This window comes from Bacillus sp. EB01 (genome assembly GCF_000613125.1).
Classification (GTDB): domain Bacteria; phylum Bacillota; class Bacilli; order Bacillales; family Cytobacillaceae; genus Bacillus_D.
Genome location: NZ_HG964497.1, coordinates 2,730,780 through 2,755,016, shown reverse-complemented (window position 1 = coordinate 2,755,016; position 24,237 = coordinate 2,730,780). Strand labels below are relative to the sequence as shown.

Here is a 24,237-nt window from a genome sequence, read left to right as displayed (position 1 = left end):
TTTTTTCAGCATAATATATTTTCAGTAAATTTGCACAGATAAAGTATAGCCGAGTTGTGTCGATATCTCAACAAAAAGCGTTTACATAGTGACTCCAACCACTAAATGTGATAATTGACTGAATCTTAAAAAAACGGTACGATGATACGTATAAATGAGGTGAAGCCCAATGATTAAACCACGCATCGAATTTTGTGTCGACAACCTTGCAAGCGGTTCACATGCTGCCCGTGCCAAGCTCGGGCAAGACCCCAACCTCGACATTATCGAAAAGGGATGCCTTGGCTACTGCGGCAAATGCGCAGCCTCCTTCTACGCCCTCGTCAACGGCAAACCCATCCAGGGCGACACCCCCAGCAAATTAGTCCAGAACATCTATCACCATTTGGAGGACAACCCCATTTTTTAATGCTTTTTTGGAAAAATGGGCCGATGCCCTTAGGTGAAATAATTGAGTGAAATCCAGCTCCAGCGCCTAGCGTCTAGTGTCCTTCGCTCACCGCCCTACGATAAGTCAAGCACGAACACGCCTTTGGCTCTTCGTGTTTCCTTTATCTCAGTTGGAGAAACTCCACAAGGAAGCTTCGGAAGCATAGGCATCGCACGAAGGAAAAGCGATAGCTTTTTCGAGGAGGCCATAAGGCGCTTACCAGGACGCTTCCGCTTTATATGCTACACGAAGCAGACTAGTTGAGGAATTGCTCCCAACAGAATATACTATTACTAAGGTAATTTTTTGAAGGAGGGACTTGGATGGAAAGCCAAGTAGTGAATATAACTGAAGCAGCTGCGTTGCAGATTAAAGATATGATGAAGCAAAACGAAGAAGAAGGCTCATTCCTCCGCGTAGGCGTAAAAGGCGGCGGATGCAGCGGTCTATCCTATGGCATGGGCTTTGATCAGGAAATTAGCGAAAGCGATATTCTGCTTGAGCAGCATGGAATCCAAATTCTTGTGAATAAAGAAGACGGACCAATCCTGAATGGCACAAAAATTGATTTCAAACAATCCCTGATGGGCGGCGGATTCACCATCGACAATCCAAACGCTATCGCTTCCTGCGGCTGCGGATCTTCATTCCGTACAGCAACCAAGACTGGCACACCAGAGGAATGCTAAACCGACATTCATTCGTTTAAATAAAGCCTCCCAGACGAGCAAAGATCTCTGGGGGTTTTTTTTATTAAAGGGGAAGATTTGCTTCCTAATATATATATAGTTACAAAAATAAACACACCAGCCGACCGGACTGGTGTGTTAAATAAGTCTATTTAAACATGGATGAGCTATGGAGTGGCTGAACTTTTGCTTTTGGATCAATGTAAGCTTTCGCATTGTTGACTGCTGTAGGTGCTTCGCCAAAACCGCTGGCAATAAGCTTCACCTTGCCATCGTACGTGCAAATGTCGCCGGCTGCATAGATGCCTGGGACATTTGTTTCCATTCTTGAGTTGACCACGATGGAGTTCTTTTCGATGTTAAGGCCCCATTCCTTGATTGGTCCTAGTGAAGAAACGAATCCATAATTGACGATGACGGCATCCACATCGATAACTTCCTTCGTTTCACCATCGGCAGTTGCAATGACCACTTGCTTGACTTCGCCGTCAGCGCCGATTAATTCATCCGGAACGAAAGGAGTTTTCACTTCAACCTTTGAATTAAACAGGTTTTCAACACTATGTTCGTGCGCGCGGAATTTATCACGGCGGTGAACAATTGTCACCTTTTCTGCAATTGGCTCAAGCATTAGTGCCCAGTCAACAGCGGAGTCTCCACCACCAAACACAACAACCTTTTTACCGGCAAAATGGTTCAAGTCATCGATGAAATAATGCAAATTTGTTTTTTCGTATTGTACTGCGCTTTCCAACTCAAGCCGGCGGGGCTGGAATGCACCGTTGCCTGCAGTAATGACGACAGTTTTTGAAAAATGAGTTTCGCTGTTTGTTGTCAGCTTGAACACTCCGTCAGCCTGCTTTTCAACTTTCTCAACCGATTGTTCCAGGGCGACGTCAGGATTAAACTTCGCCATTTGTTCTTTCAGGTTATTAACCAGTTCCTGGGCACGGACTTTTGGGAAACCTGCAACATCGTATATGTATTTTTCAGGATAAAGCGCGGATAGCTGGCCGCCCAATTGAGGAAGGCTTTCAATGATTTTGACCGAAGCCTGGCGCATCCCGCCATAAAAGGCAGTAAATAGGCCAACTGGGCCTCCTCCAATGATTGTAATATCATAAACCTTTTGTTCTTCTTGCACTCCATATCCCCCCAACAAAGTAGTAAAGGTAGTCCACACATTATCATACCACAACAGGTGGATAACAAGCCATAGTTCACCACGTTTCTGAGTGTGAATATAGCTTTATTAACGTGGAAAAGGGTAATTATTTGTTTATTACTTCCAATTTAGGGAAAAGGAAATATACTGAATAGTAGAATATTTAGAAAGCGGTAACATTGTTAAATTAATTCCTTGAAAACAACTTTGAAAAGGCATATTATGAAGTGTGGATATATTGTTACTATTTTGTGACAAAAAAAGTACATTTTTTTAAGTTCAATCGTGAAAACTCTCACAAACTCATTTTTTATTTTCTTTCTTTCGGTTTACCATAAGGAACAAACTATTTTTCATTAGCTAAAAATAGCTAATAGAGCAAAAGCTAATAGTAATTATAATTTTTTCGTAAAGGTGGAAGTGATTGCATTGAAAAAGCCAAAAATAGTGATTCTCGGTGCAGGATATGGCGGGCTTATTACAGCAGTCAGGCTGCAAAAATTAACTGGCGATAACGAGGCGGACATTGTTCTCGTCAATAAGCATGATTACCATTATGAAACAACTTGGCTGCATGAGGCATCCGCTGGGACGCTTCATCATGACAAGGTCCGTTATGACATAAGCAGTGTCATCGATCGCCATAAGGTTGAATTCAAGGAAGACATCGTTCTCGAAATCAAAAAAGATGAGAAGAAAGTCATTCTTGAAAAAGGCGAGCTCGAGTATGATTATCTGGTTGTAGCTCTTGGAGCAGAACCGGAAACGTTCGGAATTAAAGGATTGAAGGAATATGCGTTTGGAATCACTAATGTAAACGGAGCTCGGCAAATCCGTGAGCACATTGAATATCAATTCGCGACTTATAGCACGGAAGAAGAAAAGAAAGATGAACGTCTGACTATTGTTGTTGGCGGCGCCGGATTTACTGGAATTGAATTTCTTGGCGAGCTCTCCAACAGGATTCCCGAGCTTTGCCATGAATACGATGTAGACTTCCAAAAAGTCCGTGTTATCTGTGTAGAGGCTGCCCCAACAGTGCTTCCTGGCTTTGATCCGGAACTAGTTGATTATGCAGTTACCACACTCCAAAAGCGTGGCGTCGAATTCATGATTGGAACTGCCATTAAGGAAGCAACACCTGAAGGCATCATGGTTGCAAAGGGTGAAGAGCTAGTGGAAATCAAGGCCGGTACTGTAGTATGGGCTGCTGGTGTCCGCGGCCATGCCGTCATTGATAAGTCCGGATTCGAGGCAATGAGGGCACGCGTGAAAGTTCAGCCAGATCTTCGAGTACCAGGCTATGAAGATATTTTCATAATCGGTGACTGCTCACTGGTTATTAATGAAGAAACCAACCGCCCTTATCCGCCTACAGCGCAAATCGCCATCCAGCAGGGCGAGCATGTGGCTAAAAGCCTAGCTGGTTTGATTCGCGGTAAAAGCGAGCTAGAAGCATTCGTTCCTGATATTAAAGGGACTGTCTGCTCACTGGGTGAAGATGACGCAATTGGGGTTGTGTACGGCAGAAAGCTGACCGGCGCGAAAGCATCCTTCATGAAGAAGGTCATCGACAACCGTTCGCTGTTCATGATTGGCGGCGCAGGCCTCGTCCTGAAAAAAGGCAAATTTAATTTTCTATAATAAGAAAGAGGGCAGAGCAATCTGTCCTCTTTTGCATTCACATGAACACCACCACTTAAAGTGTTATTGGTACCATTTAAGGTAAAAAAAGTGATTGAAATGTAACCAACAACAGCTATTAGTGACATTTTAGGGTGTACAAAGCTTGAAATGTAACCAATAAGGGTTATTGGAATCATTTTAGATGAAAAAAGAGATTAAAATGTAACCAAACCGAACCTTTCGATAAAACTGATGTAGAGATTTGCGGCTTGCTCGCTAATTCGCAGGCTTTCTTGATACTATAAATGTGTATTTCTTACTGGGAGGAATCGGTTTATGGCTTCAAATAAACGGGGGAAAGTCTGGCTGGCTGCTGCTGGCCTGGTAATTTCCAAGGAAGGCAAGTGGCTTGTTGTTAAAAAGAGTTATGGAGGGCTAAAAGGTAAGTGGTCCATCCCGGCCGGGTTCGTCGATGAAGGTGAAACAGCTGACGAGGCTGCAGTACGCGAGGTTAAGGAAGAGACCGGGCTTGATTGTGAGGTCAAGGGCTTGATTGGGCTCCGGACTGGTGTAATTGAAGATGTGACCAGTGATAATCTGCTCTTATTTTTACTGGAAGTAAAGGGAGAAGGGCTGTTATCAATTCAGGAACGTGAAATTGTGGAAGCTGCCTATCTGTCGCCAGCCGAATTGATGGAAGATGAGGATGCCTCTGTGCTTATTCACTATTTAATCGGCCTGGGAAAGCTGCAGAACCTTCCTGGCAAGGAAGGGCTGGATCCCGGAAACCTTTTTGGTTACACAACCTATAAGCTGTTTTTCTAATTATTAGATAAAAAAGGCATATTTTTTAAAAATTCAGTATATTTAAGAAATAGAAAGCATTTAAAAGCTAGACGTGCTTGTATGCGTTTACATAGGCGATTTTGGAGGTATATCCTGCTTTTCCTTTTCATATAATCCTGTTATATTATCAGAAAATTAAGTTATTTGAAAAGGAGCGATTGGATTATGGCGACAGCGAAGGCCGATACGAAGAAATGTGATTATTGCGGAGGGCATGGCTATTTCCAGCTGCTGCTTGGCGGATCTGAAACATGTACCTGCTGCGGCGGATCAGGCAAGAAAGGAAAATAATATAAACGAATAGTAAACGCATCAAACCTGGTTGACTGTTCCCCCTGAGGTTAAGTAAACTAGACTTGAGTGTCTGGGGGGATATACATGGGAATCGTTGAATTAACTATTTCAATATTATTATTTTTTGTTTTATTTTTCGGCATCGGGTTTATCCTGAATATGCTGTTGCGGATGTCATGGGTCATGGCAATTATTTATCCAATCGTTGTATTTATGATCGTTGATAAAGTCAGGTTTATCGAATACTTTACAAATTCAAGAGCTGCTTTTACAGATCTGGTGGAAAGGCTAGTCTCACTCGCTTCCGCTGATATTATAATTCTTACAAGCGGTATGGCGGGGGCTCTGGCAGCAGGAGCTGCAATCAAGCTTTTGCGTAAAAATGGATATCGGATGTTCTAGCCTTTTTCTTCGTGAAAAAGGTTTTTTTTATGTCCGTCTAGGCAAATTTTCCTGCTTAAAATGACTTTTTTCCTCCTTTTATGATTATTTTCCTGAATCTTGGGAAAGATTGTGTGTGGGAGGAGTGAAAATTTAATGAACCTACTTACAGTATGGGCAAAGCGGTTGACCATGACAATTTTGTTTGTAATGGCGCTAACAACCACGTTTCAGTCCATCTCGGGGGTAGAAGCAAAGATGCTTATTGCCTATTCCGGACCAGGACAAGTTGCCCAGGAAAAAGATTATAGTTTTAAAACTTTATTTGCCCATAAATTTAAAGAAATTGGATTAACATTAAAAAGCCTCGGACATGCAGCCATGCCAGAGCATCTTATCTCATCGAGTACAGCGGTGGCGGGAACGCCTCCAAGCCTGGAGGAAGCAATCGACTGGAGCAAATACAAAAAGAAAAAGGTTATAGCAACAGGCTACACCGCCGGGGTCGAATCAACTGGCAAGGACAAAAGCCACCCAGCCTATGGAATTACATATTCTGGTGTAAAAGTAAAACGGGATTTATTTTCAACGATTGCAGCTGACCCTAAGGTTTTTCCAATTGGGACTGTCCTGTTCATTCCGAATTACGGCTATGGAGTAGTGGCCGACACGGGCAGCGCAATTAAAGGACATAAGTTGGACCTGTATTACGATACAGTTGAGGAAGTGTATGATGATTGGGGCAAGCGAACACTTGAAGTGTATATTGTTAAAATGGGCAAAGGGAAAATAACAGAAAAAGAACTTGCAAAAATGAATGCAACCGAGTCGCTGCAGGTATTCAGGCAGCAATATATTAAATCTGAGAAGAAATAATACTATTTTTAAGGCTGGCAAATTTTATGCCAGCTATTTTTTGTGTTGCTAGTTGCATAGGTTGTAAAGCAAGTTCCCTTTTTTGTAGATTGCGGTAAAGGAAGGTATGATAAATATAAAACGCAGTATGAAAAAGTAATCGGTGTTTAAAGTGCAAAACTTTTAATAACCATCCTTCAGAATTGCCAGCTGCAAAGGAGGGAGGCAATTATGTATCCGCCAGAGTATTATGAGTTTTTTATAAAATTTAACGAGGGCGATTATTATACATGCCATGACCTTCTTGAGGAGATGTGGATGGAGGAGAAGGGCAATTTGTTCTTCAAGGGATTATTGCAGATGAGCGTGGCGATTTACCATTATGAATATGGGAATGTAAAGGGGGCCCGGCTGATGATGCGGGCTGCTCATGATTATCTCCAGGGGTATCGTCCGCGTCATTGGGGGCTGGATTTGGAAAACGTAATTGCGTTCATTGAAGAGTGCCAGAAGCGAATCCCGGATGGCGTCGACCGGGTTCCTTTTGAAAAAATCGGTTTGCTGCCCGTCCTTCCGCAGCTCTATTTATATTTGGAGGATTAGGCCAGAGCCGCGGCTGTGTGTTTTTTGAAAGATTCGCTATAATTGAAGGATAGGGACTTAAGGAGGTTAGGATATGTTTACTGTAAAATTGGAAGTGGATTTTCAGGCAAGCCATGAAAATTTACTGATTGGGCTTTATGATCGGCCGGTGAAATTTGATGGTGTGCTGAGCAGCCTGGATGAGTTGTTTGAAGGACAGCTTAATGAGCTCGCAAAGGATGGCGATCTTTCAGCAAAGCTGAAGGAAGTTGGGAAAGTACATAGCTTCGGCAAGGCTGGAGCAAAGAAGCTTTGGTTTGTTGGGCTTGGGCGTGAGAAGGAAGTTACGTTTGATAAGCTGCGTGAGGCTCTTGGGCGCGCGTTTAAGGCGCTGAATAGTGCGAAGCAGGAGGAAACGGCTGTACTGCTTGATTCTTTTGTCACAAGTGAAATTGAAGCGGATGATGCTGCATACGCGGTAGCTGAAGCGTTAACCCTTTCTACATACAAATTTGACGGCTATAAGCAAAAGCCAAACGAACGGGAGAAGAAGCTTGAACGCGTAACGGTTTATACAACGAACGCCGATGAAGAAGCGATTAGAGCTTCTTTGGCAGTGGGGCATGCCTATGGCCAGGGAACGAATTCCGCACGCACCTTGGTGAATTTGCCAGGGAATATGCTAAAGGCTACTGATTTAGCTGAGTATGCCCGGGCTCTTGGTGAAAAGTATGGCTTTGAGACAGAAATCCTTGGCCTTGAGGAAATCAAGCGGCTCGGTATGGGTGCGTTGCTAGCGGTCAACCAGGGTTCCACTGAGGAACCAAGAATGATTGTCCTGAAGTACCAGGGCAAGGAAACATGGGAAGATGCGATTGGCCTTGTTGGGAAAGGAATCACCTTTGACACCGGCGGCTATTCGATTAAAACGAAAGCAGGGATTGTCGGCATGAAAACCGATATGGGCGGTGCAGCGGCAGTCCTTGGTGCGATGGAAATCATCGGTGAGCTGAAGCCTGAACAAAATGTCGTGGCGGTCATCCCTTCAACTGATAACATGATTAGCGGAAATGCATTTAAGCCGGATGATGTGATTACGTCTTTAAGCGGGAAAACAATTGAGGTTCTAAACACAGATGCTGAAGGCCGGCTAGTCCTGGCTGATGCGGTCACTTATGCGAAACAGCATGGGGCGGGCTACCTTGTAGACGTTGCGACGTTGACTGGCGGGGTCATCACGGCTTTAGGCCTTCATACGACTGGCGCGATGACAAACAATGAAGCGCTGTACGAGCAGGTGCTGGAAGCTTCGTTTGAGGCTGGCGAACAAATGTGGCAGCTGCCGATTTTTGAAAAAGACCTGGAGCGGGTAAGGGGATCGAAAATTGCCGATTTGAACAACTCGCCAGGCTCAGAAGGGCATGCAGTCATGGGCGGCGCGTTTGTCGGTGAGTTTGCTGAAGGCACACCATGGGTTCATCTTGATATTGCTGGAACTGCAACAACGAAGAGTGGGAATGACTTAGGGCCATCTGGCGCGACAGGCGTCATGACCAGGACGCTTGCATTGTTCGTTGAGCGGTTTGAGCCTTTGGAAAAATAACAGGTAAGTGGAAATCCCCGGAAAATCCGGGGTTTTTTTTGTCGAGTAGAAAAAGTCCAGTACCCAATTTCCTTTCAAGGGCATTTAGGGAGTTCCGGCGGCTCAAAATGTACTCGAAACCCATATTCAAGGACATTTCGCCGTTCCGTCGGCCTCAAAATGTCCATGAAACCCATATTCAAGGACATTTCGCCGTTCCGTCGGCCTCAAAATGTCCATGAAACCCATTTTCAAGGACATTTCGGCGTCCAAATAACCACTAAATGTACTCGAAATACGTGTTCGGCAATGCTTTCTCGATTGGTTCAGTTAAAACACTTAAATACCATCGACTAGAGACCCTCAAATAAATACTAGCTTCCAAGCCCGCCCACTCCTTCTGCTCCGCTCCCGCATATGTAATAAAGAGAGATAAGAGTTAAACAGAAGGAGGTTCCCAGATGAATCAACCACTCAATTATTACCATCATGGAAATGACCAGCGGATATTTGTGGCACCGCTTGTAGGAGGTTTCCTTGGAGGCTTGTTAGGCAGTGCGATAACTCCAAGGCCCTATGGGTATGGGGGTGGCTTCGGAGCCCCAGGCTTCGGAGCACCAGTATTTCCTCCATACGGCTATGGTTCGCCTTACATGTATAGGCCGCCGTTTGGCTACCCATATTACCCATATTGATCCGAGAGGGCTGCCTCCAAAAGGAGCAGCCTTTTTTATTATTTTCAGTTTTCAAATAATAAAATGCAGGGTACAGAATGGAAGTGAGGAGAATTTGGAAGGGTGGTTTGCTTTCTATACATGTTGCTGGTGTGGTAAAATGGAAGGACATAGAAAACGACTAAATTCCAGATTAAGCTTACTACTACGACTTCAGTACTTGCTTGCTATTACAATCGCCGAAGCTTACTAGCCTACCTCCACCAATTCCGTTCACCACAAAACTAACACTTTGCCTCTGCATAGTTCAAATATTCAATTTTAATAAAAGATGAAGTTACTTGTGCATGTATTTTTTTCAAATTTTCTTCCTTGGGGAAGATGGTGGGTTAAGGTTTTTCCACTAATCGTTAGTTATCAAGTCTTTTCTGTCAGAATCCGCCTATAATGGATATTATGAATGAATTAAACGGCTATACGGTTGGATGAAAATACGCATTTATAGTGCTGGCTAAGAAATAGAATTGCGGTCGTAGACGATCTTACAGATATCAGCTCTAAAATAACATGATCCATTAACACAGCCATTGTATTAAAAATGTTTAGGCTAGGGGGGGACAAAGATGGAAATGGAATTCTTAGTTACAATGCTTAAGGAAAGCGGCTATACCGGTCTGTTTTTATGGATACTGCTTGGTGCCTCCACACTGCCTGTTCCTAACGAACTTATTATGATGACAATTGGCCTTGCTGCCTCACAGACTCCATCTCATGCAGGTCCAATTTTTCTAACTACCATTGCTGGTGTTCTGTCGGCTGTCAGCGGTAGCTATTTGCTTGGGAGGCTTATTGGACACCCGCTCCTTCAGTTCTTGCTAAGAAATGAACGTTTTGCCAAGAAGCTTTCATCCTCACAGCGACTTATGGAAAAATACCATGCATATTCCCTTTCATTCAGTTACTTCCTGCCTGGAGCACGCAGTATCATCCCGTTCCTATATGGGTTCAGTAAGCTATCTTTTCGGAAGTTCGCTTTATATGCGTACAGCGGTGCAACGTTGTGGGTATTTATTATGTTCACAGCGGGTTACCTTTTCGGGGATCATATAGACGTGGCAGCAGCATATGCCGGGGAAATAGGGCTCGTGATATTAATCCTTGCAGCTATTATCATTGCCACCGTTAAGCGCCACCGCAAAAGGAAGCCCTCTGGTGATGACTTGGATCAACCAATTGTTCGAGTAACAGTTCCAGCACTTCAAAAACCGGAATAGGAAGCAGAGCATGGTCCCTGCTTCCTCTGTCCTTGATTTCATTTCTGTGTTCGAAAAGGTCGATAGCTCCCAGTACAACATGGGCAAGGCCGAATCCCATAACCGTGTTGGATAAGGTTTTATTAACCCCATTGTTTCGGGACATCGCGTAGCCAGCCGCAGTAACAGCTGTTCCAAGTATTGTTGGGACAAGATCTTCTCTGTTCCTCACCATACGCGCTCACCTCATTCGAATTTTTGTCCGACCACACTTTATGTTTCGGACGTACATAGCATTAGCAGTTCGTTTTTTTATAAAATAGAATATCTTATATGGAAAGTAGGGGTTTGGATGGAATTGAAGGATACCATGATTGAAGCGCTTGGCATAGAAATTACCTTGCTTGAAAAAGGCAGGGTTGAAGCAACGATGCCTGTCGATGGAAGGACACGCCAGCCTTTCGGTTTATTGCATGGCGGGGCATCCGTGGCTCTTGCGGAAACGGTGGCCAGTATCGGTGCGTACGAATTGGTCGACAAAGAATATGAAGGAGTCGCTGGCCTCGAAATTAATGCAAACCATATTCGTGGCAAATCGGAAGGCGTCGTCAAAGCTGTAGCAACGGTCTTGCATCAGGGCAGGACAACGCAGGTGTGGGATATCAAAATAACGGATGAACAGGATAAGTTGATTTGTGTTTCCAGGTGTACGATGGCGGTTCTCAAGCTTAAAAAATAAGAAACAGGGCAGCCGAGGATGCTGCCCTGTTTTTGTGCTTTTTGTTCAGGCTTATTGTTAAAAAATTTAAAAATTTCGTCTTCTTCCGTGCTATAATATAATTAATTATTTTTTAATATAGAGCACACGCACAATTATTTGTACAGGTTCCTTTATATAATGTAGTACAAGGCGTGTAGGGAAGGAGGGACGAAGTGACAGCGAAAAAGCAGTATTTGTTTATTGATTTTGAATTTACCATGCCAGAGAGGAATGTAAGGTCCAGGGAGTTTTATCCCGAGATTATTGAAGCAGGCATTGTGGCTGTTGTAGATAACAAAATTCATTCCCAGTTTTCCGCCTATGTTGTGCCAGCGCGGTTCCCAATCCTATCAGAACGTTGCAAATCATTCTTACATATTTCCCAGCAGCAAATTAACACAGGGATTCCATTTTCCGAGTTGGTCAAGCACTTTGAAGAACTGGGCCGGGGATACGACAACACAATCGTTACATGGGGAAACATGGACATGAAGGTCCTTCGGCAAAATTGCACTGCCTCAGGGCTGCCATTCCCGCTAAAGGGACATGAAATTGATCTTTCTATGGAGTACAAACGGTTTTTTGGGGACCAAAACCAGACAGGGCTTTGGAAGGCTGTCCAGGAATATGGAAAGGAAGGGACAGGGAAGCATCACCGCGCCCTTGATGATGCGCTCACTACTTACAATATCTTTAAGCTTGTTGAAAAAGATAAGCGTTACCTTGGAAAGCCAAAGCCGACGACAATTGGCGACAGGGTTGACTTTTCAAAGCTATTAAACGAATTCGCATAAAAGGCCAAATCACTATCATGTGATTTGGCCTTTGTATTTATTTAAAGTAGTCTTGCTCGAGAGCTTCAATATTCCGAAGGCTCATCTCGGCAAATGCGCTATCGTCACCTTCGAGTTCGGCCTTCATTTTCCCAAGTGCCTCCTTTAAGGAGACTTTATATTCCGGAACTTCGCCTTCATATTTCTTAACCATTTGTTTTGGGATGACTGCGCCTTCCCGGTATGAGAGTGCTCGCCTCTCATGGAAAAAGCCAACTTCTGCATCCTTTGGGTGATGGAGATCGCCCTGCAGAGGGTGCTTTAAAACGGCCAATACCCGGACCAACATCCCAGCGGGCCTTTCCTCTACGAATTCCGTTATGTATTTTCCAGTCTTGTATATCCCCGTTACTATTTCTCCTTGATTGAATCCGGACAAGTGGATCAACTCCATTTCGCAATTTGCATTTGCTATTATTATGAAGGAAGATTATTCAAAAACAAAGTGCAAAACATCAACAAATCAGGTAAATTAGAACAATGGAGGGATGTTAATATGAAAAAGAAACTTCTCGCGTCTATATTCGGCGCTATGCTTATTCTATCTGCTTGCGGGACATCCGAGAACAATGCCGATAAGAAAAACAACAATGGTAACGGTGGCAATACGAGCGAAGAAGCACCACAGGAAAAGGCCCAGGAACAAGCAAAGGCTCCTGAAGGCGGTTATCCACAGCTATCGACAGAAGTTGCTGAAAATGAGCGGCTTGTCGAGATGGTGACCTCGATGGGAACAATCAAAATTAAACTGTTCCCCGACCTTGCACCAAAAACGGTTGACAACTTCATTAAACTGAGTGAAAAGAATTATTATGATGGCGTTATATTTCACAGGGTGATAAAGGACTTCATGATTCAGGGCGGCGATCCGGAAGGCACTGGGCGCGGAGGAGAGAGTGCGTTCGGGGGACCATTCGAAGATGAGTTTAGCCAGAGCCTTATGCATTTCCGCGGTGCGCTATCGATGGCGAATTCAGGCCCGAACACAAACGGAAGCCAGTTCTTTATTGTCCAAAATGACAAGCTAGACGAAGGCCTGGCAGAACAATTGAAGAGTGCCGGCTACCCGGATGAAGCAATCAAGGGCTATGAGAAGGGCGGTACACCGACGCTCGACTTTAGGCACGCCGTTTTTGGACAGGTTATTGAAGGAATGGATGTAGTCGACAAGATTGCTAATGTTGAAACAGGTGAAGCGGACAAACCTGCCAAAGACGTGGTCATCAAAGATATTAAAATAGTAAAATAATCTGCTTTAACAACAACTTTTTGTGAAGCGTTTTAAAAGGCTTATTTCCAAACGGGTATGATATACTACAAATGTATTTTGCCGAGAGGAAGTAATCATAATGGAATCCCTGGTACTGTCGCTATTTCTCTATTTTCCGGAAGATAAAACCGAATACATTCCAGCAGCCATCTCGTTTTTCTTTTTCTTTCTCGCCTGCGTCGCCACATTCTGGCTGATTCTACGCATTTCGAAAAAGGAAGCAAGCAAGGCGAAAGAGCTTGAGGAAAAGCTGCTTAAACAAGAACAATCGGAAGGAAACAGATAAAACGCTGTTTCCTTTTTATTTTGTAGTAGTCTGTTTGGAGCTTCATTAATTGATTGGCCTTCATATTACCATGGAGAAGAAACGAATAATCAATCAGCATTATGATACTGTTCAGCTCAATTGTTGTACCGAGTACAATTTGGGTTTGTCTGCCTGACGAAATGTCCTTGAAAACCTATTTCGAGTACAATTTGGGTTTGTCTGCTCGACAAAATGTCCTTGAAAACCTATTTCGAGGACATTTTGAGTTTGTCTGTCTGACGAAATGTCCATGAAAACTCATTTCGAGTACAATTTGAGCTCGGTTGCCTATTAAAATGTCCTTGAAGATTAAATTGAAGGACATTTATGGTTCAATCACTTACCAATTTTTTCCTTGAGAGGTAATCCAATGAAAGGACTTGTCCTAAAATTAGTGGCTGTCCGGGTTTTGTTCTTTGCGTGTCGACTTTTCCTCCCGGCCTATTTCGTTGCCGGTTGTGAATTCGTATGAGGCTTCCACTCCGGAGTTTTTGGCCTTATTTCCTTTACGGACGCGGTATTGAGACAGGTTCCTGTAGACCATTTTAATCAACCTTTCTATTGGTGATATCTTATTTTTCGCAGGAAAAGCTGTTGTAATTCGGTAATTTCCTGTTTTTTAACTGGGAGATTAGAAAATAAGAACAATAACTGATAAAATGAAAAAGTGAATCTTCCATCAGTGGGGACCTTACTGTCCGTTAAGAGTGGGATAAACGCAAACTACACTTTATGTTTCAAGGAGAGAATTGTTGTATGAATAAGATTCTTGTATTCGGCCACAAAAATCCTGATACGGATACGATTTGTTCCGCTATTGCTTATGCGGAGTTAAAACGGAAGCTTGGCGTTAATGCAGAAGCTGTCCGGCTGGGAGATATTAATGGCGAAACTGCACATGCGCTCAAAACTTTTGGCGCAGAGGCACCACGCCTTGTTGAAAAAGTTGCTGGTGAGGCAGCAGGTGTCATTCTTGTTGACCACAATGAAAGGCAGCAGAGTGCGGATGATATAAACGAAGTTAGCATTCTTGAAGTGATCGACCATCACCGGATCGCAAACTTTGAAACAAGTGACCCGCTCTATTATCGGGCAGAGCCTGTAGGCTGCACAGCAACGATCCTGAACAAGATTTATAAGGAAAAAGGAATTGAGATTGAGAAGGCAACTGCCGGACTGATGCTGTCCGCGATCATTTCCGATTCACTTCTTTTTAAATCACCAACTTGTACCCAGGAAGATATTGATGCGGCTGCCGAGCTTGCAGAGATTGCCGGGGTTGACGCTAACGAATACGGGCTTGCCATGCTGAAAGCAGGAGCAGACCTTAGCGACAAAACGATTGCCCAATTGATTTCACTTGATGCGAAAGAATTCCAAATGGGTTCAAGCAAGGTTGAAATTGCACAAGTGAATGCAGTCGATACAAACGATGTGATGAGCAAGAAGGCTGAGCTGGAGGATGCTATCACAGCTGTTGTTAACGAGAAGGGACTTGATTTGTTCCTGTTCGTTGTCACGGATATCCTGACAAATGATTCCGTTGGCCTTGCAATCGGACGTGAAGCTTCCGCGGTCGAGCAGGCTTATAATGTTGCTCTTGTTGATAACACCGCTGTACTGAAAGGCGTCGTGTCACGGAAAAAGCAAATCGTTCCGGTTCTGACAGAAACATTCCAAAAGCGCAATCAATAATTAAAGAAAAATGCCGTCCCGGGCTTTGGCCAGGGGCGGCATTTTTGTGGGAAATCCCAGTTTGTCCTGAATAAATGAAAAACTGTCCCGATTCGTTTAAAATCTGTCTTAATTCTTTCAGAGAATGTCCTGATTAACGAAAATCTTGTCCTGATTATCAAAAAAACTGTCCGATAAAAAAAGGACGGCAAACGAGAACTGTCCCCATTAGCCGAGTGCCTTTTTCAGTCTCTGCAGTCCGTCTAAAAGAATGTCGCGGGGACAGCCGATGTTCATGCGGACAAAGCCTTCGCCGCCGGTGCCGTATTTCGGTCCAGGCTCAAGGCCGAGTTTGCCGATTTCAACCAGCCTTCTCTGTAGTTCCTCATCTGGCAATCCAAGGTTACGGAGATCAAGCCAGATTAAATAAGACGCATCAGGTTCGATCAATTTGACAGCAGGCAGTTCCCGGCTTATAAATTCCCGCGCAACCCCTACATTTTCTTCTAGGTAAGCGGTCAATGCTTCAAGCCAGTCCCAGCCATGCAGATAGGCGGCTTCCATCGCTTTAATCCCGATGGCGTTCAAGGTGAAGAAGCCCTGGCGCTTTTGGAATGCCTGGAATTTCTCCCTCAAGTCATCGTTAGGGATAATGACAGCGGAAGTCTGAAGCCCAGCGAGATTGAAGGTTTTGCTCGGTGCTACACAGGTGATGGTCTTTGCCGCGATTTCGTCTCCCAGGCTAGCAATCGGGATATGCTTGTGGCTGCTAAACACAATATCCGAATGTATTTCGTCGGATAGAATCAGGCAGTCATACTGAATGCAAAGCTCAGCGATCCTCGTAAGTTCTTCCCTCGTCCAAACCCGTCCGCCTGGATTGTGAGGATTGCAGAGTAGAAATAGCTTGCAGCCTTTTTTCAGCGATGCTTCAAAGCTGTCAAAATCAATTTCATACCGGCCATCCTTCAAAACGAGAGGAGATGCCTCGATGACTCGGCCGTTAAGTTCGGTCATATCAAAAAAGGGCGTGTAAATTGGCGGCTGAACAAGGATTCTGTCACCCGGATCGGAAAATGATTGAATCGCCATACTGATTGACGGAACAACACCGGGAGAAAATAAAATCCATGAAGGGCGAATAGTCCAGCCATGCCTCCGTTCAAGCCAGCTGCTGATCGCTCCATTTACAATGGGAGGCACAAAGCTGTATCCGAAGACACCGTGGTCCACCCTGGTTTTAATTGCATCGAGCACCTGCTGTGGAGGATAGAAATCCATATCCGCAACCCACATCGGCAGGACATCAGAAGTCCCGTAAATCTCCTTCGTCATTTCCCATTTGACGGAACCTGTATTAAAACGATCTATTTTCTTATCAAAGTTCATACTTCATTCCCTCTCTATATACATTTTAACTAGCCCGGAGCTATGGTAAGATAATCAGGAAAATAACAAGAATGCAGGTGAAAGCATGGAAACAGCTACATTGAATCTGCTGCTTGCAGATGAAGTGAATGATTGGGACCCTTTCCGCCTTGGTGGCGGATTTTATGATACGGAAATTGCTGATATTGTTGCTGCTGTCCACGAGTTGGATAGTGTAGCTGAGCTTGCAAGGCGAATCCAGGATATCTTTGAATTTTCATTCGAGGAAAAACTTCCGCTCGATGAATGCCGTAAAGCTGCCAGCAGGATGCTTGTGCTGAAAACTGATAGTTCCTGTGAGATCTAGACTTCTCGCGGCCGCAATGCGTTATGTTTTAAGGGCGTAGGCGCAAAGCATTTTTCTAAAAAAGAAAAAGGCCTTAGCCGATAAAATCATGCATCAGCTGATATACTTTTTCGGGCTCTTCTTCCATGATGAGGTGGCCAGTGTTTTCAAGGACAATCATTTCGGAGTTCTTCAGGTCGCGTGTGAGCCGTTTACCGACTGCGACGGGTGTGACGCGGTCGTGTTCTCCCCAGATGAGCAGGCAAGGGATGTCGAGCTGCTGGAGCGCTTCTGGAGGAAGGTCGCCTTCCCGGTCATGGATGAACTTCCCTAATCCATGGAACATGTCCTTGTTTAAAAAAGGCAGCATATAGCCTCTGAGCATGTCCTCGTCAATGAGGGATTGGTCATGGACGACGAGTTTGAGATTGTCTTTAACGCCTCCTGAGCGGACGAGCCAGCGCTTGACGGCCAGATGGAATAAGGGCAGTTTACTCCCTATTGATAGAAGGCGGCCCGGCGGCTTTAGGTAGCCCGAACTGCATAACAAGACAACTTTCTCGGCGATGCCGGGCTCAAGAGCTACCATATTGAGTGAATATTGGCCGCCCATTGAATGTCCGGCAAGGATTGGTTTTTTTATATCCAGCTCTTTGAGAAGCGCAATCAGAGTGGCAGCGATGTTTTTGTATGTAAACAGGAAGCTTTTTGCTTTGCCGCTTTTTCCAAAAGGAGGGACGTCGACTGTCAGTATGTTGTAGTCCTTTTTTAAAAGCGGTACGAGTTTCCGAAAGCAGAAAGTCGAGGCCAGAAAGCCATGGATGAGTACAACAGTCTTCGCTTCAGGGCGGCAGGGATGCCATTCGTAATACATATCAATTCCATTTATCTTTTTTATGTTCGCGTCAGCAATTTGAGACATGCCCGGCCTCCTTTTATGGTTTTTAATAAGTATATACCTTCTTAGCATACCCTTAAATCATTTAAGCTTTGCTTGCTTTTTAGGTGTCATGTAAAAGTGACGGTGAGGAGGAAGGAGCGTGCAAATTTTGTGTGCAGGAGTTACTGGGTTTGAGCCTGCTCCTTCGGTTGGCAGCGGTGATTTCAAAAAAACTATGAAGAGCATATATCGTTCAAGGGTAGTTGATTTTTCCCCATCTACTCCGGGAAGGAATTATCATATGTGCACGGTCATCACCGAAGAGGATAAGATTCGTATTTTGTTAAATGCGCATTACCCTTTTCTAGCTTTTTCAAAAATAGATTCTCTTGAATTCATTGAGGGATTGGATTTGGCCGGCATGCTTGGGGAGCATTATCATATACTTGGTCCAGAAAAATTATATGTGCCTTTACGATTTACCAATATAGGAAAAAAGTTCGTCATTGCAAATGAAAACACCCTTCATCAAAACGATCAACAACAAATAGCGTATTGGAAGCCAAGCACTGTTGGTGAGGTTGTGTTCAATAATTGGGATTAGGAAAGGACGATAAAAAACAAACCGGCAGGCCCGTCCAGGGCATGCCGGTTTTTTGTGATTTTGAATTAGGATTTAATGGCTTTTTGATCGATAGCCTTTTGGAGAATCTGTCTGGCATTTTCTTTGCCGAGTTCATTAATGAGCAGGTCGATTTCCTGGTCTAGAACAGAATGCTTTACATGGTAGGTTGTTCCCAATAAATCGGAAGGAGCAATATCCAGGACTGTACTGATTTTTAATACGGTTTGGACCTCTGGAATTTTTGCGCCAGCTTCATAGTTCTCGAGTGTCTGTACGCCAATTCGGGCTTTTCTTGCAAGATCCTGTCTAGTCATATTCTGCATTTCACGGGCTTCTTGAATTTTTTTCCCTATCATGCTCATTTCTATTACCTCCCTGGTAAAAGTAAGTAGTATCTTTATGACATTGAAAACTGAAGAAAGTTTAAGGATAGGCAAGATATTCTTGATATTATTGTATCATTTTTCAAGAGATAGTTTTTGTTGAAAATCTGAACAAAGTGTTACCATTCTGCAGTTTTTACGTAAAAAGGTGCGTTTATATTGCTCTTCTCAGTGGAATACGGGTAGGGAAGGCATTCTATGGGCTTTGATTAAGTAAGCCTGTTGTGATATAATTTTATATTGCGTATAAATGGGATAAAATTAAGTCAAACCTAGGAGTGTTAGTATGTCAGAAAAAATTGAAACAGGCAGTGTCCTAACTGGAAAAGTAACGGGAATTCAGCCTTATGGAGCGTTTGTAGCGCTTGATGGAAATACTCAGGGCCTCGTCCATATTTCAGAAATAACTCACGGATATGTAAAGGATGTCAATGAATTTTTGAAGGTCGGCGATGAAGTGAAAGTTAAGGTTCTATCTGTAGATGAGTCAGCAGGTAAAGTTAGCCTTTCTATCAGGGCTACAGAAGAAGCTCCTGCCCAGCAGCCTCGCGCGAAAAAGCCGCGTCCGAAGCGCCAGGCAGCAGCAATTATGCCAGAAGCTCAACAGCAGGAAGGCTTCAACACACTGAAGGAAAAGCTGCAGGAATGGATCGACCAATCCCAGCAAGAAACTAATAAGTAAGAAAAAAGGGTCTGTACCTCAAAGGGTGCGGACCTTTTTCGTTACTTGGAACATATCTGATTCAGCGTTAGATTGGGGTTTGCTGGAAGAATCCGTCCATGTGCCTATGAGATTAATCCACTAAGTTGGTTTGCTGGAAGAATCCGTCCCCGTACCTATGAGATTAATCCACTAAAGTTGGTTTGCTGGCAGAATCCCAACCTTCGGCTCTGAGATTAAAGACAAAATGGTTTAAAGCTTTGCTGATTTTTTACGGTTTTACTTTTTCAGGCTTATTATTCACAGAATCTGTTATACAATCACTACAAAATTTCTGTTCTGTTAGGTACAATGATAATAGCAAAGTTTTGTAAATGGACGGACGGTGACTTGTCCGCAAAACGGAGGGATAGGAATGGTACATACTACAAACACCCACGAAATTATTGAACAAACAGAAAAGTTCGGAGCACCCAATTATAATCCGCTGCCGATCGTGATTTCAAAAGCTGAAGGTGTATGGGTTGAAGACCCGGAAGGCACTAAATACATGGACATGCTGAGTGCCTATTCGGCGGTCAACCAAGGCCATCGCCATCCGAAAATCATCCAGGCTTTAAAAGATCAAGCTGACAGAGTTACTCTGACATCAAGGGCATTCCACAATGACCAGCTGGGACCATGGTACGAAAAGGTTTCAAAATTAGCAAATAAAGAAATGGTATTGCCTATGAACACTGGTGCCGAAGCAGTCGAGACTGCTATCAAGGCAGCGAGGCGATGGGCTTATTTTATAAAAGGGGTAGAGGAAAACAAGGCTGAAATCATCGGCTGCACCGGGAACTTCCACGGACGTACAATGACGGCTGTTTCCCTGTCTTCTGAAGAGGAATACAAAAAAGGCTTTGGACCAATGCTGCCTGGTATTAAACTGATTCCATATGGAAGCCTTGATGCATTGAAGGAAGCGATCACCCCACATACCGCTGCATTTATCATTGAACCGATTCAGGGAGAAGCAGGCATTATCATACCACCGGAAGGTTTCATGAAAAAAGCGTATGAGCTATGTAAGGAAAACAATGTCCTGTTTATTGCTGACGAAATCCAAGCTGGCCTAGCCAGATCTGGTAAAATGTTTGCATGTGAATGGGAAGGGTTTGAGCCTGATATGTACATCCTTGGCAAAGCGCTTGGTGGCGGTGTATTCCCTATTTCCTGTGTTGTAGCGAACAAGGATATACTCGAGGTATTTAATCCCGGCTCTCATGGTTCAACGTTTGGCGGCAATCCAATGGCATGTGCGGTGTCAATTGCAGCTCTTGATGTACTTGTGGATGAGAAGCTTGCAGACAGGTCGCTTGAGCTGGGTGAGTATTTTATGAGTAAATTAAAGGAAATTACAAACCCGCGAATCAAGGAAGTGCGGGGCCGAGGCCTGTTTATCGGTGTGGAGCTTACCGAGCCTGCACGTAAATACTGCGAGCTGCTGAAAGAAGAAGGGCTGCTTTGCAAAGAAACGCACGATACAGTGATCCGCTTCGCGCCGCCGCTTGTCATTACTAAGGAAGAACTTGATTGGGCAATTGAACGGATTAAAAAAGTATTGGAATAGATGTCACCTGGGCCGGGAGACCACTAAACATCCCGGCCTGGTAAATTTGAGTACAGGCGCCATTCAGGCGATATGTAAAAGCTAAGGGGAGCCCGAACATGCTGGAATCAACGCAAGTCATAATCAAAGAGGCTATCAGGAAGCTTGGCTATGATGATGGCGTGTACGAGCTATTGAAGGAGCCGGAACGAATGCTCGAAGTACGCTTTCCGGTAAGGATGGATGATGGCTCGGTTAAGGTTTATACCGGATACCGGGCCCACCATTCCGATGCTATTGGCCTCATCAAGGGCGGTGTCCGCTACCATCCTGATCTAACTGTGGATATTGTTAAAGCTCTCTCGGTATGGGCAGGGCTTCAATGTGGAGTTACCGGGCTTCCTTTCGGAGGCGGAAAGGGCGGTGTCGTCTGTGACCCGCGCCGGCTAAGCCTTGGTGAGCTTGAGCGGCTCAGCCGGGGATACGTCCGGGCAATATCCCAAATTGTCGGGCCTGCCAAAGATATACTAGGGCCGGATCTTTTTACGAATTCACAGGTCATGGCATGGATGATGGACGAATATAACAAGCTGAAAAAATATGATTCAGCGAGTTTTATTTCCGGCAAGCCGCTTGTCCTTGGTGGCTCGCAAATTCGGGAACAGGCTGGTGCTATTGGGATTGCCATCTGTATCGAGGAGGCCGCGAGGAAAAAAGGTATACGGCTACAGGGAGCAAGTATCATCATTCAGGGGTTCGGGAATGCGGGAAGCCACCTAGCAAAGCTTATGGTGGACGCAGGTGCGATTGTCACGGGAATTTCCGATGCCTACGGAGCGCTTTACGATCCTGATGGGCTGAATGTTGCCTATTTGCTTGGAAGGCGCGATAGCTTTGGAACGGTTACATCCTTATTTGAGGGTACGATTTCAAATGAAGAGTTACTTGAGCATGATTGCGATATCCTGGTTCCTGCTGCTGTTTCCAGACAAATCACAGTCAATAATGCCCGCAATATAAAAGCATCTATAGTGGTGGAGGCTGCAAATGGACCTACTACAATAGAAGCCTCGCGCATACTCAATGACCGTGGAATTCTGCTCGTCCCGGATGTACTGGCAGGTTCCGGAGCGATCACAGCCTCGTATTTTGAATGGGTGCAGAATAAACAGGGATTATATTGGTCTGAAGAGGAAGCGGAAGAACGGCTCCGAGAAAAAATAACCGCTGCTTTTAACAACATTTATGATTTGGCTAGTGACTGGAAAGTCGATATGAGGCTGGCGGCATATATGGTAGGAGTCCGCAGAATGGCAGAGGCTGCCCACTATCGAGGTCTCTTATAAAAAACGAAAAAAATCCCCAGCTGCGGGGATTTTTTTTTCGATTCTGCTTTCTATCTGGTTGGGTTTGTTTGTGACGCTTCTTCACGTTCTTGGCTAGGAGCAAACAGTAAGCCAAGATTGATTAATCCAGCAAGACCTACCAGTCCATAGATAATCCGTGAAATAGCAGAATCCTGGCCGCCGAAGATAGAGGCAACTAAATCAAATTGGAAGAAGCCGACAAGGCCCCAGTTAATTGCGCCGATGATAGTAAGGATCAGTGCCAGCCTTTGAATTGTGCTCATCTTTATCCTCCTTAAAATGGAATGTAAACGTTAGTAATATTCCCATATTAAGGTGTACTATACATTTAGAAATTATTTTACCAGAGCGGCATTTCCAAACTAAACAGCAAAAAGGAAAACGGCGTACTTTTTGCATTTATTTTTGGAATAATAAATAATAGTGTATGTGAGAAGGAGGAGATTACATGGAGAACTTTACATTTTACAACCCTGTTAAATTAATCTTCGGAAAAGGCCAGCTCGACCAGCTGAAAAATGAAGTTCCTCGTTATGGCAAGAAAGTTTTGCTTGTATATGGAGGGGGCAGCATTAAACGCAGCGGTCTTTATGATCAAGTAATATCCCTGCTTAATGAAATCGGCGCAGAAGTTTTCGAACTTGCTGGCGTTGAGCCGAATCCGCGTGTTTCAACTGCCCGGAAAGGGATCGATATCTGCAAAACTGAAGGAATTGACCTGTTGCTTGCTGTTGGCGGCGGCAGTGTTATTGATTGTACAAAACTGATAGCGGCTGGAGCAAAATATGATGGAGATGCCTGGGATATTGTTATTAAAAAAGCTCAAGTCCAGGATGCGCTTCCATTCGGAACTGTATTGACACTTGCCGCTACTGGCTCAGAAATGAATGCAGGATCGGTTATTACAAATTGGGAAACAAAAGAAAAGTATGGCTGGGGTGCCGGTGCTTTGACAATGCCGAAGTTCTCCATCCTTGACCCAGTCAATACGTTCACAGTACCGCGCGACCAGACAATCTACGGGATTGTTGACACGATGTCACATACATTCGAGCATTATTTCCATACCGCAGCAAACACTGAGTTCCAGGACCGGATGTGTGAAGGCCTCCTTAAAACAGTTATTGAAACTGCTCCTAAGGCCTTGGAAGACCTTGAAAATTATGACCACCGTGCAACCTTGCTGTATTGCGGAACAATGGGGCTGAACGGAATGATCAATATGGGCTTCCGCGGCGACTGGGCCACACATAACATTGAGCATGCGGTATCGGCTGTTTACGATATCCCTCATGGTGGCGGACTAGCCATCCTATTCCCGAATTGGATGAAGCATAACTTGAAGCATGACCCAGCCCGTTTTGCAAAAATGGCTGTCCGTGTTTTCGATGTTGATCCAAGTGGAAAGTCAGACGAAGAAACAGCGCTGGAAGGCATCGAAAAGCTTCGTGAATTCTGGACAGGCATTGGTGCGCCTTCACGCCTGGCCGATTATAACATCGACGATAGCAATGTGGAACTTATGGCTGACAAAGCCATGGTCAATGGCGAATTTGGCGGCTATGTTAAACTGAATCGCGAAGATGTACTCGCAATCCTGAAAGCATCACTCTAATAGAATCGGGCTGTCCTTATGGGGCAGTCTTTTTATTTTTAATAATCTCAACTAGCCATGATTTAGTCAGGTTCATGAGGCGGTTATAAAATAACCCTCTACTTAAAATCCCTCTTGTCACCAATTGTCTAAAAATGAACCCGCTTTCAAAAATGGCTGTTCCTTGATTATCCGAAA

At 44.4% G+C, this 24,237-nt stretch carries 29 protein-coding genes and 1 pseudogene; 22 read left to right on the top strand and 8 right to left on the bottom strand.

Annotated features, from left to right (window positions below; genetic code table 11):
• Positions 1-169: 169 nt before the first annotated feature.
• Both TY16_RS12720 and TY16_RS12715 read left to right on the top strand, forming a co-directional pair.
• Positions 170-409, top strand: a complete 240-nt coding sequence (locus TY16_RS12720) for a YuzB family protein (RefSeq protein WP_043932291.1) — start codon at positions 170-172, stop codon at positions 407-409.
• Between the two features lie 344 nt (positions 410-753).
• Entirely contained in the window at positions 754-1,119 is a 366-nt protein-coding gene (locus TY16_RS12715; protein WP_043932290.1) for a HesB/IscA family protein, read from the top strand.
• Between the two features lie 148 nt (positions 1,120-1,267).
• On the opposite strand, the gene TY16_RS12710 is transcribed toward TY16_RS12715, so the two are convergent.
• Positions 1,268-2,263 (bottom strand): NAD(P)/FAD-dependent oxidoreductase, encoded by a 996-nt coding sequence (locus tag TY16_RS12710; RefSeq protein WP_043932289.1) that lies wholly within the window; start codon positions 2,261-2,263, stop codon positions 1,268-1,270.
• 450 nt (positions 2,264-2,713) lie between these two features.
• On the opposite strand from TY16_RS12710, the gene TY16_RS12705 reads away from it, so the two are divergent.
• From TY16_RS12705 to TY16_RS12665, 9 genes are all read left to right on the top strand, one after another.
• Complete coding sequence (locus TY16_RS12705; RefSeq protein WP_043932288.1) at positions 2,714-3,928, top strand: NAD(P)/FAD-dependent oxidoreductase; 1,215 nt, start codon at positions 2,714-2,716, stop codon at positions 3,926-3,928.
• 318 nt (positions 3,929-4,246) lie between these two features.
• Complete coding sequence (locus tag TY16_RS12700) at positions 4,247-4,735, top strand: NUDIX domain-containing protein (RefSeq protein ID WP_043932287.1); 489 nt, start codon at positions 4,247-4,249, stop codon at positions 4,733-4,735.
• Between the two features lie 186 nt (positions 4,736-4,921).
• On the top strand, positions 4,922-5,047 hold the full coding sequence (locus TY16_RS26590) for a YuiA family protein (RefSeq protein WP_197028391.1): 126 nt from the start codon (positions 4,922-4,924) through the stop codon (positions 5,045-5,047).
• Positions 5,048-5,134: 87 nt separating this feature from the next.
• Entirely contained in the window at positions 5,135-5,452 is a 318-nt protein-coding gene (locus TY16_RS12695) for a YuiB family protein (RefSeq protein ID WP_155922240.1), read from the top strand.
• Positions 5,453-5,587: 135 nt separating this feature from the next.
• On the top strand, positions 5,588-6,307 hold the full coding sequence (locus TY16_RS12690) for a 3D domain-containing protein (RefSeq protein WP_043932286.1): 720 nt from the start codon (positions 5,588-5,590) through the stop codon (positions 6,305-6,307).
• Between the two features lie 210 nt (positions 6,308-6,517).
• Positions 6,518-6,889 (top strand): DUF309 domain-containing protein, encoded by a 372-nt coding sequence (locus TY16_RS12680; RefSeq protein ID WP_043932284.1) that lies wholly within the window; start codon positions 6,518-6,520, stop codon positions 6,887-6,889.
• A 73-nt stretch (positions 6,890-6,962) separates the two neighbouring features.
• Positions 6,963-8,471, top strand: coding sequence for a leucyl aminopeptidase (locus tag TY16_RS12675; RefSeq protein ID WP_043932283.1), 1,509 nt, complete (start codon positions 6,963-6,965; stop codon positions 8,469-8,471).
• Positions 8,472-8,911: 440 nt separating this feature from the next.
• On the top strand, positions 8,912-9,145 hold the full coding sequence (locus TY16_RS12670) for a hypothetical protein (RefSeq protein ID WP_043932282.1): 234 nt from the start codon (positions 8,912-8,914) through the stop codon (positions 9,143-9,145).
• Between the two features lie 602 nt (positions 9,146-9,747).
• Entirely contained in the window at positions 9,748-10,398 is a 651-nt protein-coding gene (locus TY16_RS12665) for a DedA family protein (RefSeq protein ID WP_052342709.1), read from the top strand.
• Positions 10,399-10,441: 43 nt separating this feature from the next.
• On the opposite strand, the pseudogene TY16_RS25700 reads toward TY16_RS12665, so the two are convergent.
• A pseudogene (locus tag TY16_RS25700) lies at positions 10,442-10,612 on the bottom strand (asparagine synthase); the annotation flags it as partial.
• A gap of 117 nt (positions 10,613-10,729) precedes the next feature.
• On the opposite strand from TY16_RS25700, the gene TY16_RS12660 reads away from it, so the two are divergent.
• Both TY16_RS12660 and kapD read left to right on the top strand, forming a co-directional pair.
• On the top strand, positions 10,730-11,116 hold the full coding sequence (locus TY16_RS12660) for a hotdog fold thioesterase (RefSeq protein WP_043932281.1): 387 nt from the start codon (positions 10,730-10,732) through the stop codon (positions 11,114-11,116).
• A gap of 194 nt (positions 11,117-11,310) precedes the next feature.
• A complete protein-coding gene (gene kapD / locus TY16_RS12655) occupies positions 11,311-11,931 on the top strand; it encodes a 3'-5' exonuclease KapD (RefSeq protein WP_081772965.1) in 621 nt (206 codons plus the stop codon).
• 37 nt (positions 11,932-11,968) lie between these two features.
• Here the strand turns inward: kapD and TY16_RS12650 are convergent, their stop codons facing one another.
• The gene (locus tag TY16_RS12650) at positions 11,969-12,364 is read right to left on the bottom strand and encodes a kinase-associated lipoprotein B (RefSeq protein WP_043932280.1); all 396 of its coding nucleotides are present in this window, start codon (positions 12,362-12,364) and stop codon (positions 11,969-11,971) included.
• Positions 12,365-12,466: 102 nt separating this feature from the next.
• Between TY16_RS12650 and TY16_RS12645 the strand changes: the two genes are divergently transcribed.
• Positions 12,467-13,219 carry a peptidylprolyl isomerase gene (locus TY16_RS12645; RefSeq protein ID WP_043932279.1) on the top strand — a complete coding sequence of 251 codons (753 nt, stop codon included), beginning with the start codon at positions 12,467-12,469 and terminating at the stop codon, positions 13,217-13,219.
• Between the two features lie 100 nt (positions 13,220-13,319).
• Positions 13,320-13,526 carry a hypothetical protein gene (locus tag TY16_RS12640; RefSeq protein WP_197028390.1) on the top strand — a complete coding sequence of 69 codons (207 nt, stop codon included), beginning with the start codon at positions 13,320-13,322 and terminating at the stop codon, positions 13,524-13,526.
• 412 nt (positions 13,527-13,938) lie between these two features.
• On the opposite strand, the gene TY16_RS26240 is transcribed toward TY16_RS12640, so the two are convergent.
• A complete protein-coding gene (locus TY16_RS26240) occupies positions 13,939-14,091 on the bottom strand; it encodes a hypothetical protein (RefSeq protein ID WP_155922239.1) in 153 nt (50 codons plus the stop codon).
• A 212-nt stretch (positions 14,092-14,303) separates the two neighbouring features.
• Here TY16_RS26240 and TY16_RS12635 point away from each other — a divergent pair, with 212 nt between their 5' ends.
• The gene (locus tag TY16_RS12635) at positions 14,304-15,242 is read left to right on the top strand and encodes a manganese-dependent inorganic pyrophosphatase (RefSeq protein WP_043932277.1); all 939 of its coding nucleotides are present in this window, start codon (positions 14,304-14,306) and stop codon (positions 15,240-15,242) included.
• A 207-nt stretch (positions 15,243-15,449) separates the two neighbouring features.
• Here TY16_RS12635 and TY16_RS12630 read toward each other — a convergent pair whose 3' ends face one another.
• Positions 15,450-16,610 carry a MalY/PatB family protein gene (locus TY16_RS12630; protein WP_043932276.1) on the bottom strand — a complete coding sequence of 387 codons (1,161 nt, stop codon included), beginning with the start codon at positions 16,608-16,610 and terminating at the stop codon, positions 15,450-15,452.
• Positions 16,611-16,695: 85 nt separating this feature from the next.
• Between TY16_RS12630 and TY16_RS12625 the strand changes: the two genes are divergently transcribed.
• Positions 16,696-16,956: a DUF1871 family protein gene (locus TY16_RS12625; RefSeq protein WP_043932275.1), complete on the top strand. Its 261-nt coding sequence runs from the start codon at positions 16,696-16,698 to the stop codon at positions 16,954-16,956.
• Between the two features lie 73 nt (positions 16,957-17,029).
• Here the strand turns inward: TY16_RS12625 and TY16_RS12620 are convergent, their stop codons facing one another.
• Entirely contained in the window at positions 17,030-17,857 is an 828-nt protein-coding gene (locus TY16_RS12620) for an alpha/beta fold hydrolase (protein ID WP_043932274.1), read from the bottom strand.
• 118 nt (positions 17,858-17,975) lie between these two features.
• Between TY16_RS12620 and TY16_RS12615 the strand changes: the two genes are divergently transcribed.
• Positions 17,976-18,419 carry a hypothetical protein gene (locus tag TY16_RS12615; protein WP_043932273.1) on the top strand — a complete coding sequence of 148 codons (444 nt, stop codon included), beginning with the start codon at positions 17,976-17,978 and terminating at the stop codon, positions 18,417-18,419.
• A 65-nt stretch (positions 18,420-18,484) separates the two neighbouring features.
• On the opposite strand, the gene TY16_RS25695 is transcribed toward TY16_RS12615, so the two are convergent.
• A complete protein-coding gene (locus TY16_RS25695; protein ID WP_043932272.1) occupies positions 18,485-18,802 on the bottom strand; it encodes a helix-turn-helix domain-containing protein in 318 nt (105 codons plus the stop codon).
• 307 nt (positions 18,803-19,109) lie between these two features.
• Between TY16_RS25695 and yugI the strand changes: the two genes are divergently transcribed.
• The 3 genes from yugI to TY16_RS12595 all read left to right on the top strand — a co-directional run bounded on the left by yugI (position 19,110) and on the right by TY16_RS12595 (position 22,424).
• A complete protein-coding gene (gene yugI, locus TY16_RS12605) occupies positions 19,110-19,505 on the top strand; it encodes a S1 domain-containing post-transcriptional regulator GSP13 (protein WP_043932271.1) in 396 nt (131 codons plus the stop codon).
• Between the two features lie 394 nt (positions 19,506-19,899).
• Positions 19,900-21,099 (top strand): ornithine--oxo-acid transaminase, encoded by a 1,200-nt coding sequence (locus TY16_RS12600; protein ID WP_043932270.1) that lies wholly within the window; start codon positions 19,900-19,902, stop codon positions 21,097-21,099.
• 98 nt (positions 21,100-21,197) lie between these two features.
• On the top strand, positions 21,198-22,424 hold the full coding sequence (locus TY16_RS12595) for a Glu/Leu/Phe/Val family dehydrogenase (protein WP_043932269.1): 1,227 nt from the start codon (positions 21,198-21,200) through the stop codon (positions 22,422-22,424).
• A 50-nt stretch (positions 22,425-22,474) separates the two neighbouring features.
• Here the strand turns inward: TY16_RS12595 and TY16_RS12590 are convergent, their stop codons facing one another.
• The gene (locus TY16_RS12590) at positions 22,475-22,708 is read right to left on the bottom strand and encodes a DUF378 domain-containing protein (protein WP_043932268.1); all 234 of its coding nucleotides are present in this window, start codon (positions 22,706-22,708) and stop codon (positions 22,475-22,477) included.
• A 185-nt stretch (positions 22,709-22,893) separates the two neighbouring features.
• Here TY16_RS12590 and TY16_RS12585 point away from each other — a divergent pair, with 185 nt between their 5' ends.
• Complete coding sequence (locus TY16_RS12585; RefSeq protein WP_043932267.1) at positions 22,894-24,060, top strand: iron-containing alcohol dehydrogenase; 1,167 nt, start codon at positions 22,894-22,896, stop codon at positions 24,058-24,060.
• Positions 24,061-24,237: the final 177 nt, after the last annotated feature.

Excerpts from the sequence above, each read along its gene's own strand:
- TY16_RS26590 (WP_197028391.1), top strand. The coding sequence starts at position 4,922 with ATGGCGACAGCGAAGGCCGATACGAAGAAATGTGATTATTGCGGAGGG.
- TY16_RS12660 (WP_043932281.1), top strand. The coding sequence starts at position 10,730 with ATGGAATTGAAGGATACCATGATTGAAGCGCTTGGCATAGAAATTACC.
- TY16_RS12630 (WP_043932276.1), bottom strand. The coding sequence starts at position 16,610 with ATGAACTTTGATAAGAAAATAGATCGTTTTAATACAGGTTCCGTCAAA.
- yugI (WP_043932271.1), top strand. The coding sequence starts at position 19,110 with ATGTCAGAAAAAATTGAAACAGGCAGTGTCCTAACTGGAAAAGTAACG.
- TY16_RS25695 (WP_043932272.1), bottom strand. The coding sequence starts at position 18,802 with ATGAGCATGATAGGGAAAAAAATTCAAGAAGCCCGTGAAATGCAGAAT.
- TY16_RS12600 (WP_043932270.1), top strand. The coding sequence starts at position 19,900 with ATGGTACATACTACAAACACCCACGAAATTATTGAACAAACAGAAAAG.
- TY16_RS12585 (WP_043932267.1), top strand. The coding sequence starts at position 22,894 with ATGGAGAACTTTACATTTTACAACCCTGTTAAATTAATCTTCGGAAAA.
- TY16_RS12590 (WP_043932268.1), bottom strand. The coding sequence starts at position 22,708 with ATGAGCACAATTCAAAGGCTGGCACTGATCCTTACTATCATCGGCGCA.
- TY16_RS12640 (WP_197028390.1), top strand. The coding sequence starts at position 13,320 with ATGGAATCCCTGGTACTGTCGCTATTTCTCTATTTTCCGGAAGATAAA.
- TY16_RS12665 (WP_052342709.1), top strand. The coding sequence starts at position 9,748 with ATGGAAATGGAATTCTTAGTTACAATGCTTAAGGAAAGCGGCTATACC.
- TY16_RS12595 (WP_043932269.1), top strand. The coding sequence starts at position 21,198 with ATGCTGGAATCAACGCAAGTCATAATCAAAGAGGCTATCAGGAAGCTT.
- TY16_RS12715 (WP_043932290.1), top strand. The coding sequence starts at position 754 with ATGGAAAGCCAAGTAGTGAATATAACTGAAGCAGCTGCGTTGCAGATT.
- TY16_RS12625 (WP_043932275.1), top strand. The coding sequence starts at position 16,696 with ATGGAAACAGCTACATTGAATCTGCTGCTTGCAGATGAAGTGAATGAT.
- TY16_RS12635 (WP_043932277.1), top strand. The coding sequence starts at position 14,304 with ATGAATAAGATTCTTGTATTCGGCCACAAAAATCCTGATACGGATACG.
- TY16_RS26240 (WP_155922239.1), bottom strand. The coding sequence starts at position 14,091 with ATGGTCTACAGGAACCTGTCTCAATACCGCGTCCGTAAAGGAAATAAG.
- TY16_RS12690 (WP_043932286.1), top strand. The coding sequence starts at position 5,588 with ATGAACCTACTTACAGTATGGGCAAAGCGGTTGACCATGACAATTTTG.
- TY16_RS12645 (WP_043932279.1), top strand. The coding sequence starts at position 12,467 with ATGAAAAAGAAACTTCTCGCGTCTATATTCGGCGCTATGCTTATTCTA.
- TY16_RS12675 (WP_043932283.1), top strand. The coding sequence starts at position 6,963 with ATGTTTACTGTAAAATTGGAAGTGGATTTTCAGGCAAGCCATGAAAAT.
- TY16_RS12720 (WP_043932291.1), top strand. The coding sequence starts at position 170 with ATGATTAAACCACGCATCGAATTTTGTGTCGACAACCTTGCAAGCGGT.
- TY16_RS12680 (WP_043932284.1), top strand. The coding sequence starts at position 6,518 with ATGTATCCGCCAGAGTATTATGAGTTTTTTATAAAATTTAACGAGGGC.
- TY16_RS12695 (WP_155922240.1), top strand. The coding sequence starts at position 5,135 with ATGGGAATCGTTGAATTAACTATTTCAATATTATTATTTTTTGTTTTA.
- TY16_RS12670 (WP_043932282.1), top strand. The coding sequence starts at position 8,912 with ATGAATCAACCACTCAATTATTACCATCATGGAAATGACCAGCGGATA.
- TY16_RS12650 (WP_043932280.1), bottom strand. The coding sequence starts at position 12,364 with ATGGAGTTGATCCACTTGTCCGGATTCAATCAAGGAGAAATAGTAACG.
- TY16_RS12700 (WP_043932287.1), top strand. The coding sequence starts at position 4,247 with ATGGCTTCAAATAAACGGGGGAAAGTCTGGCTGGCTGCTGCTGGCCTG.
- TY16_RS12620 (WP_043932274.1), bottom strand. The coding sequence starts at position 17,857 with ATGTCTCAAATTGCTGACGCGAACATAAAAAAGATAAATGGAATTGAT.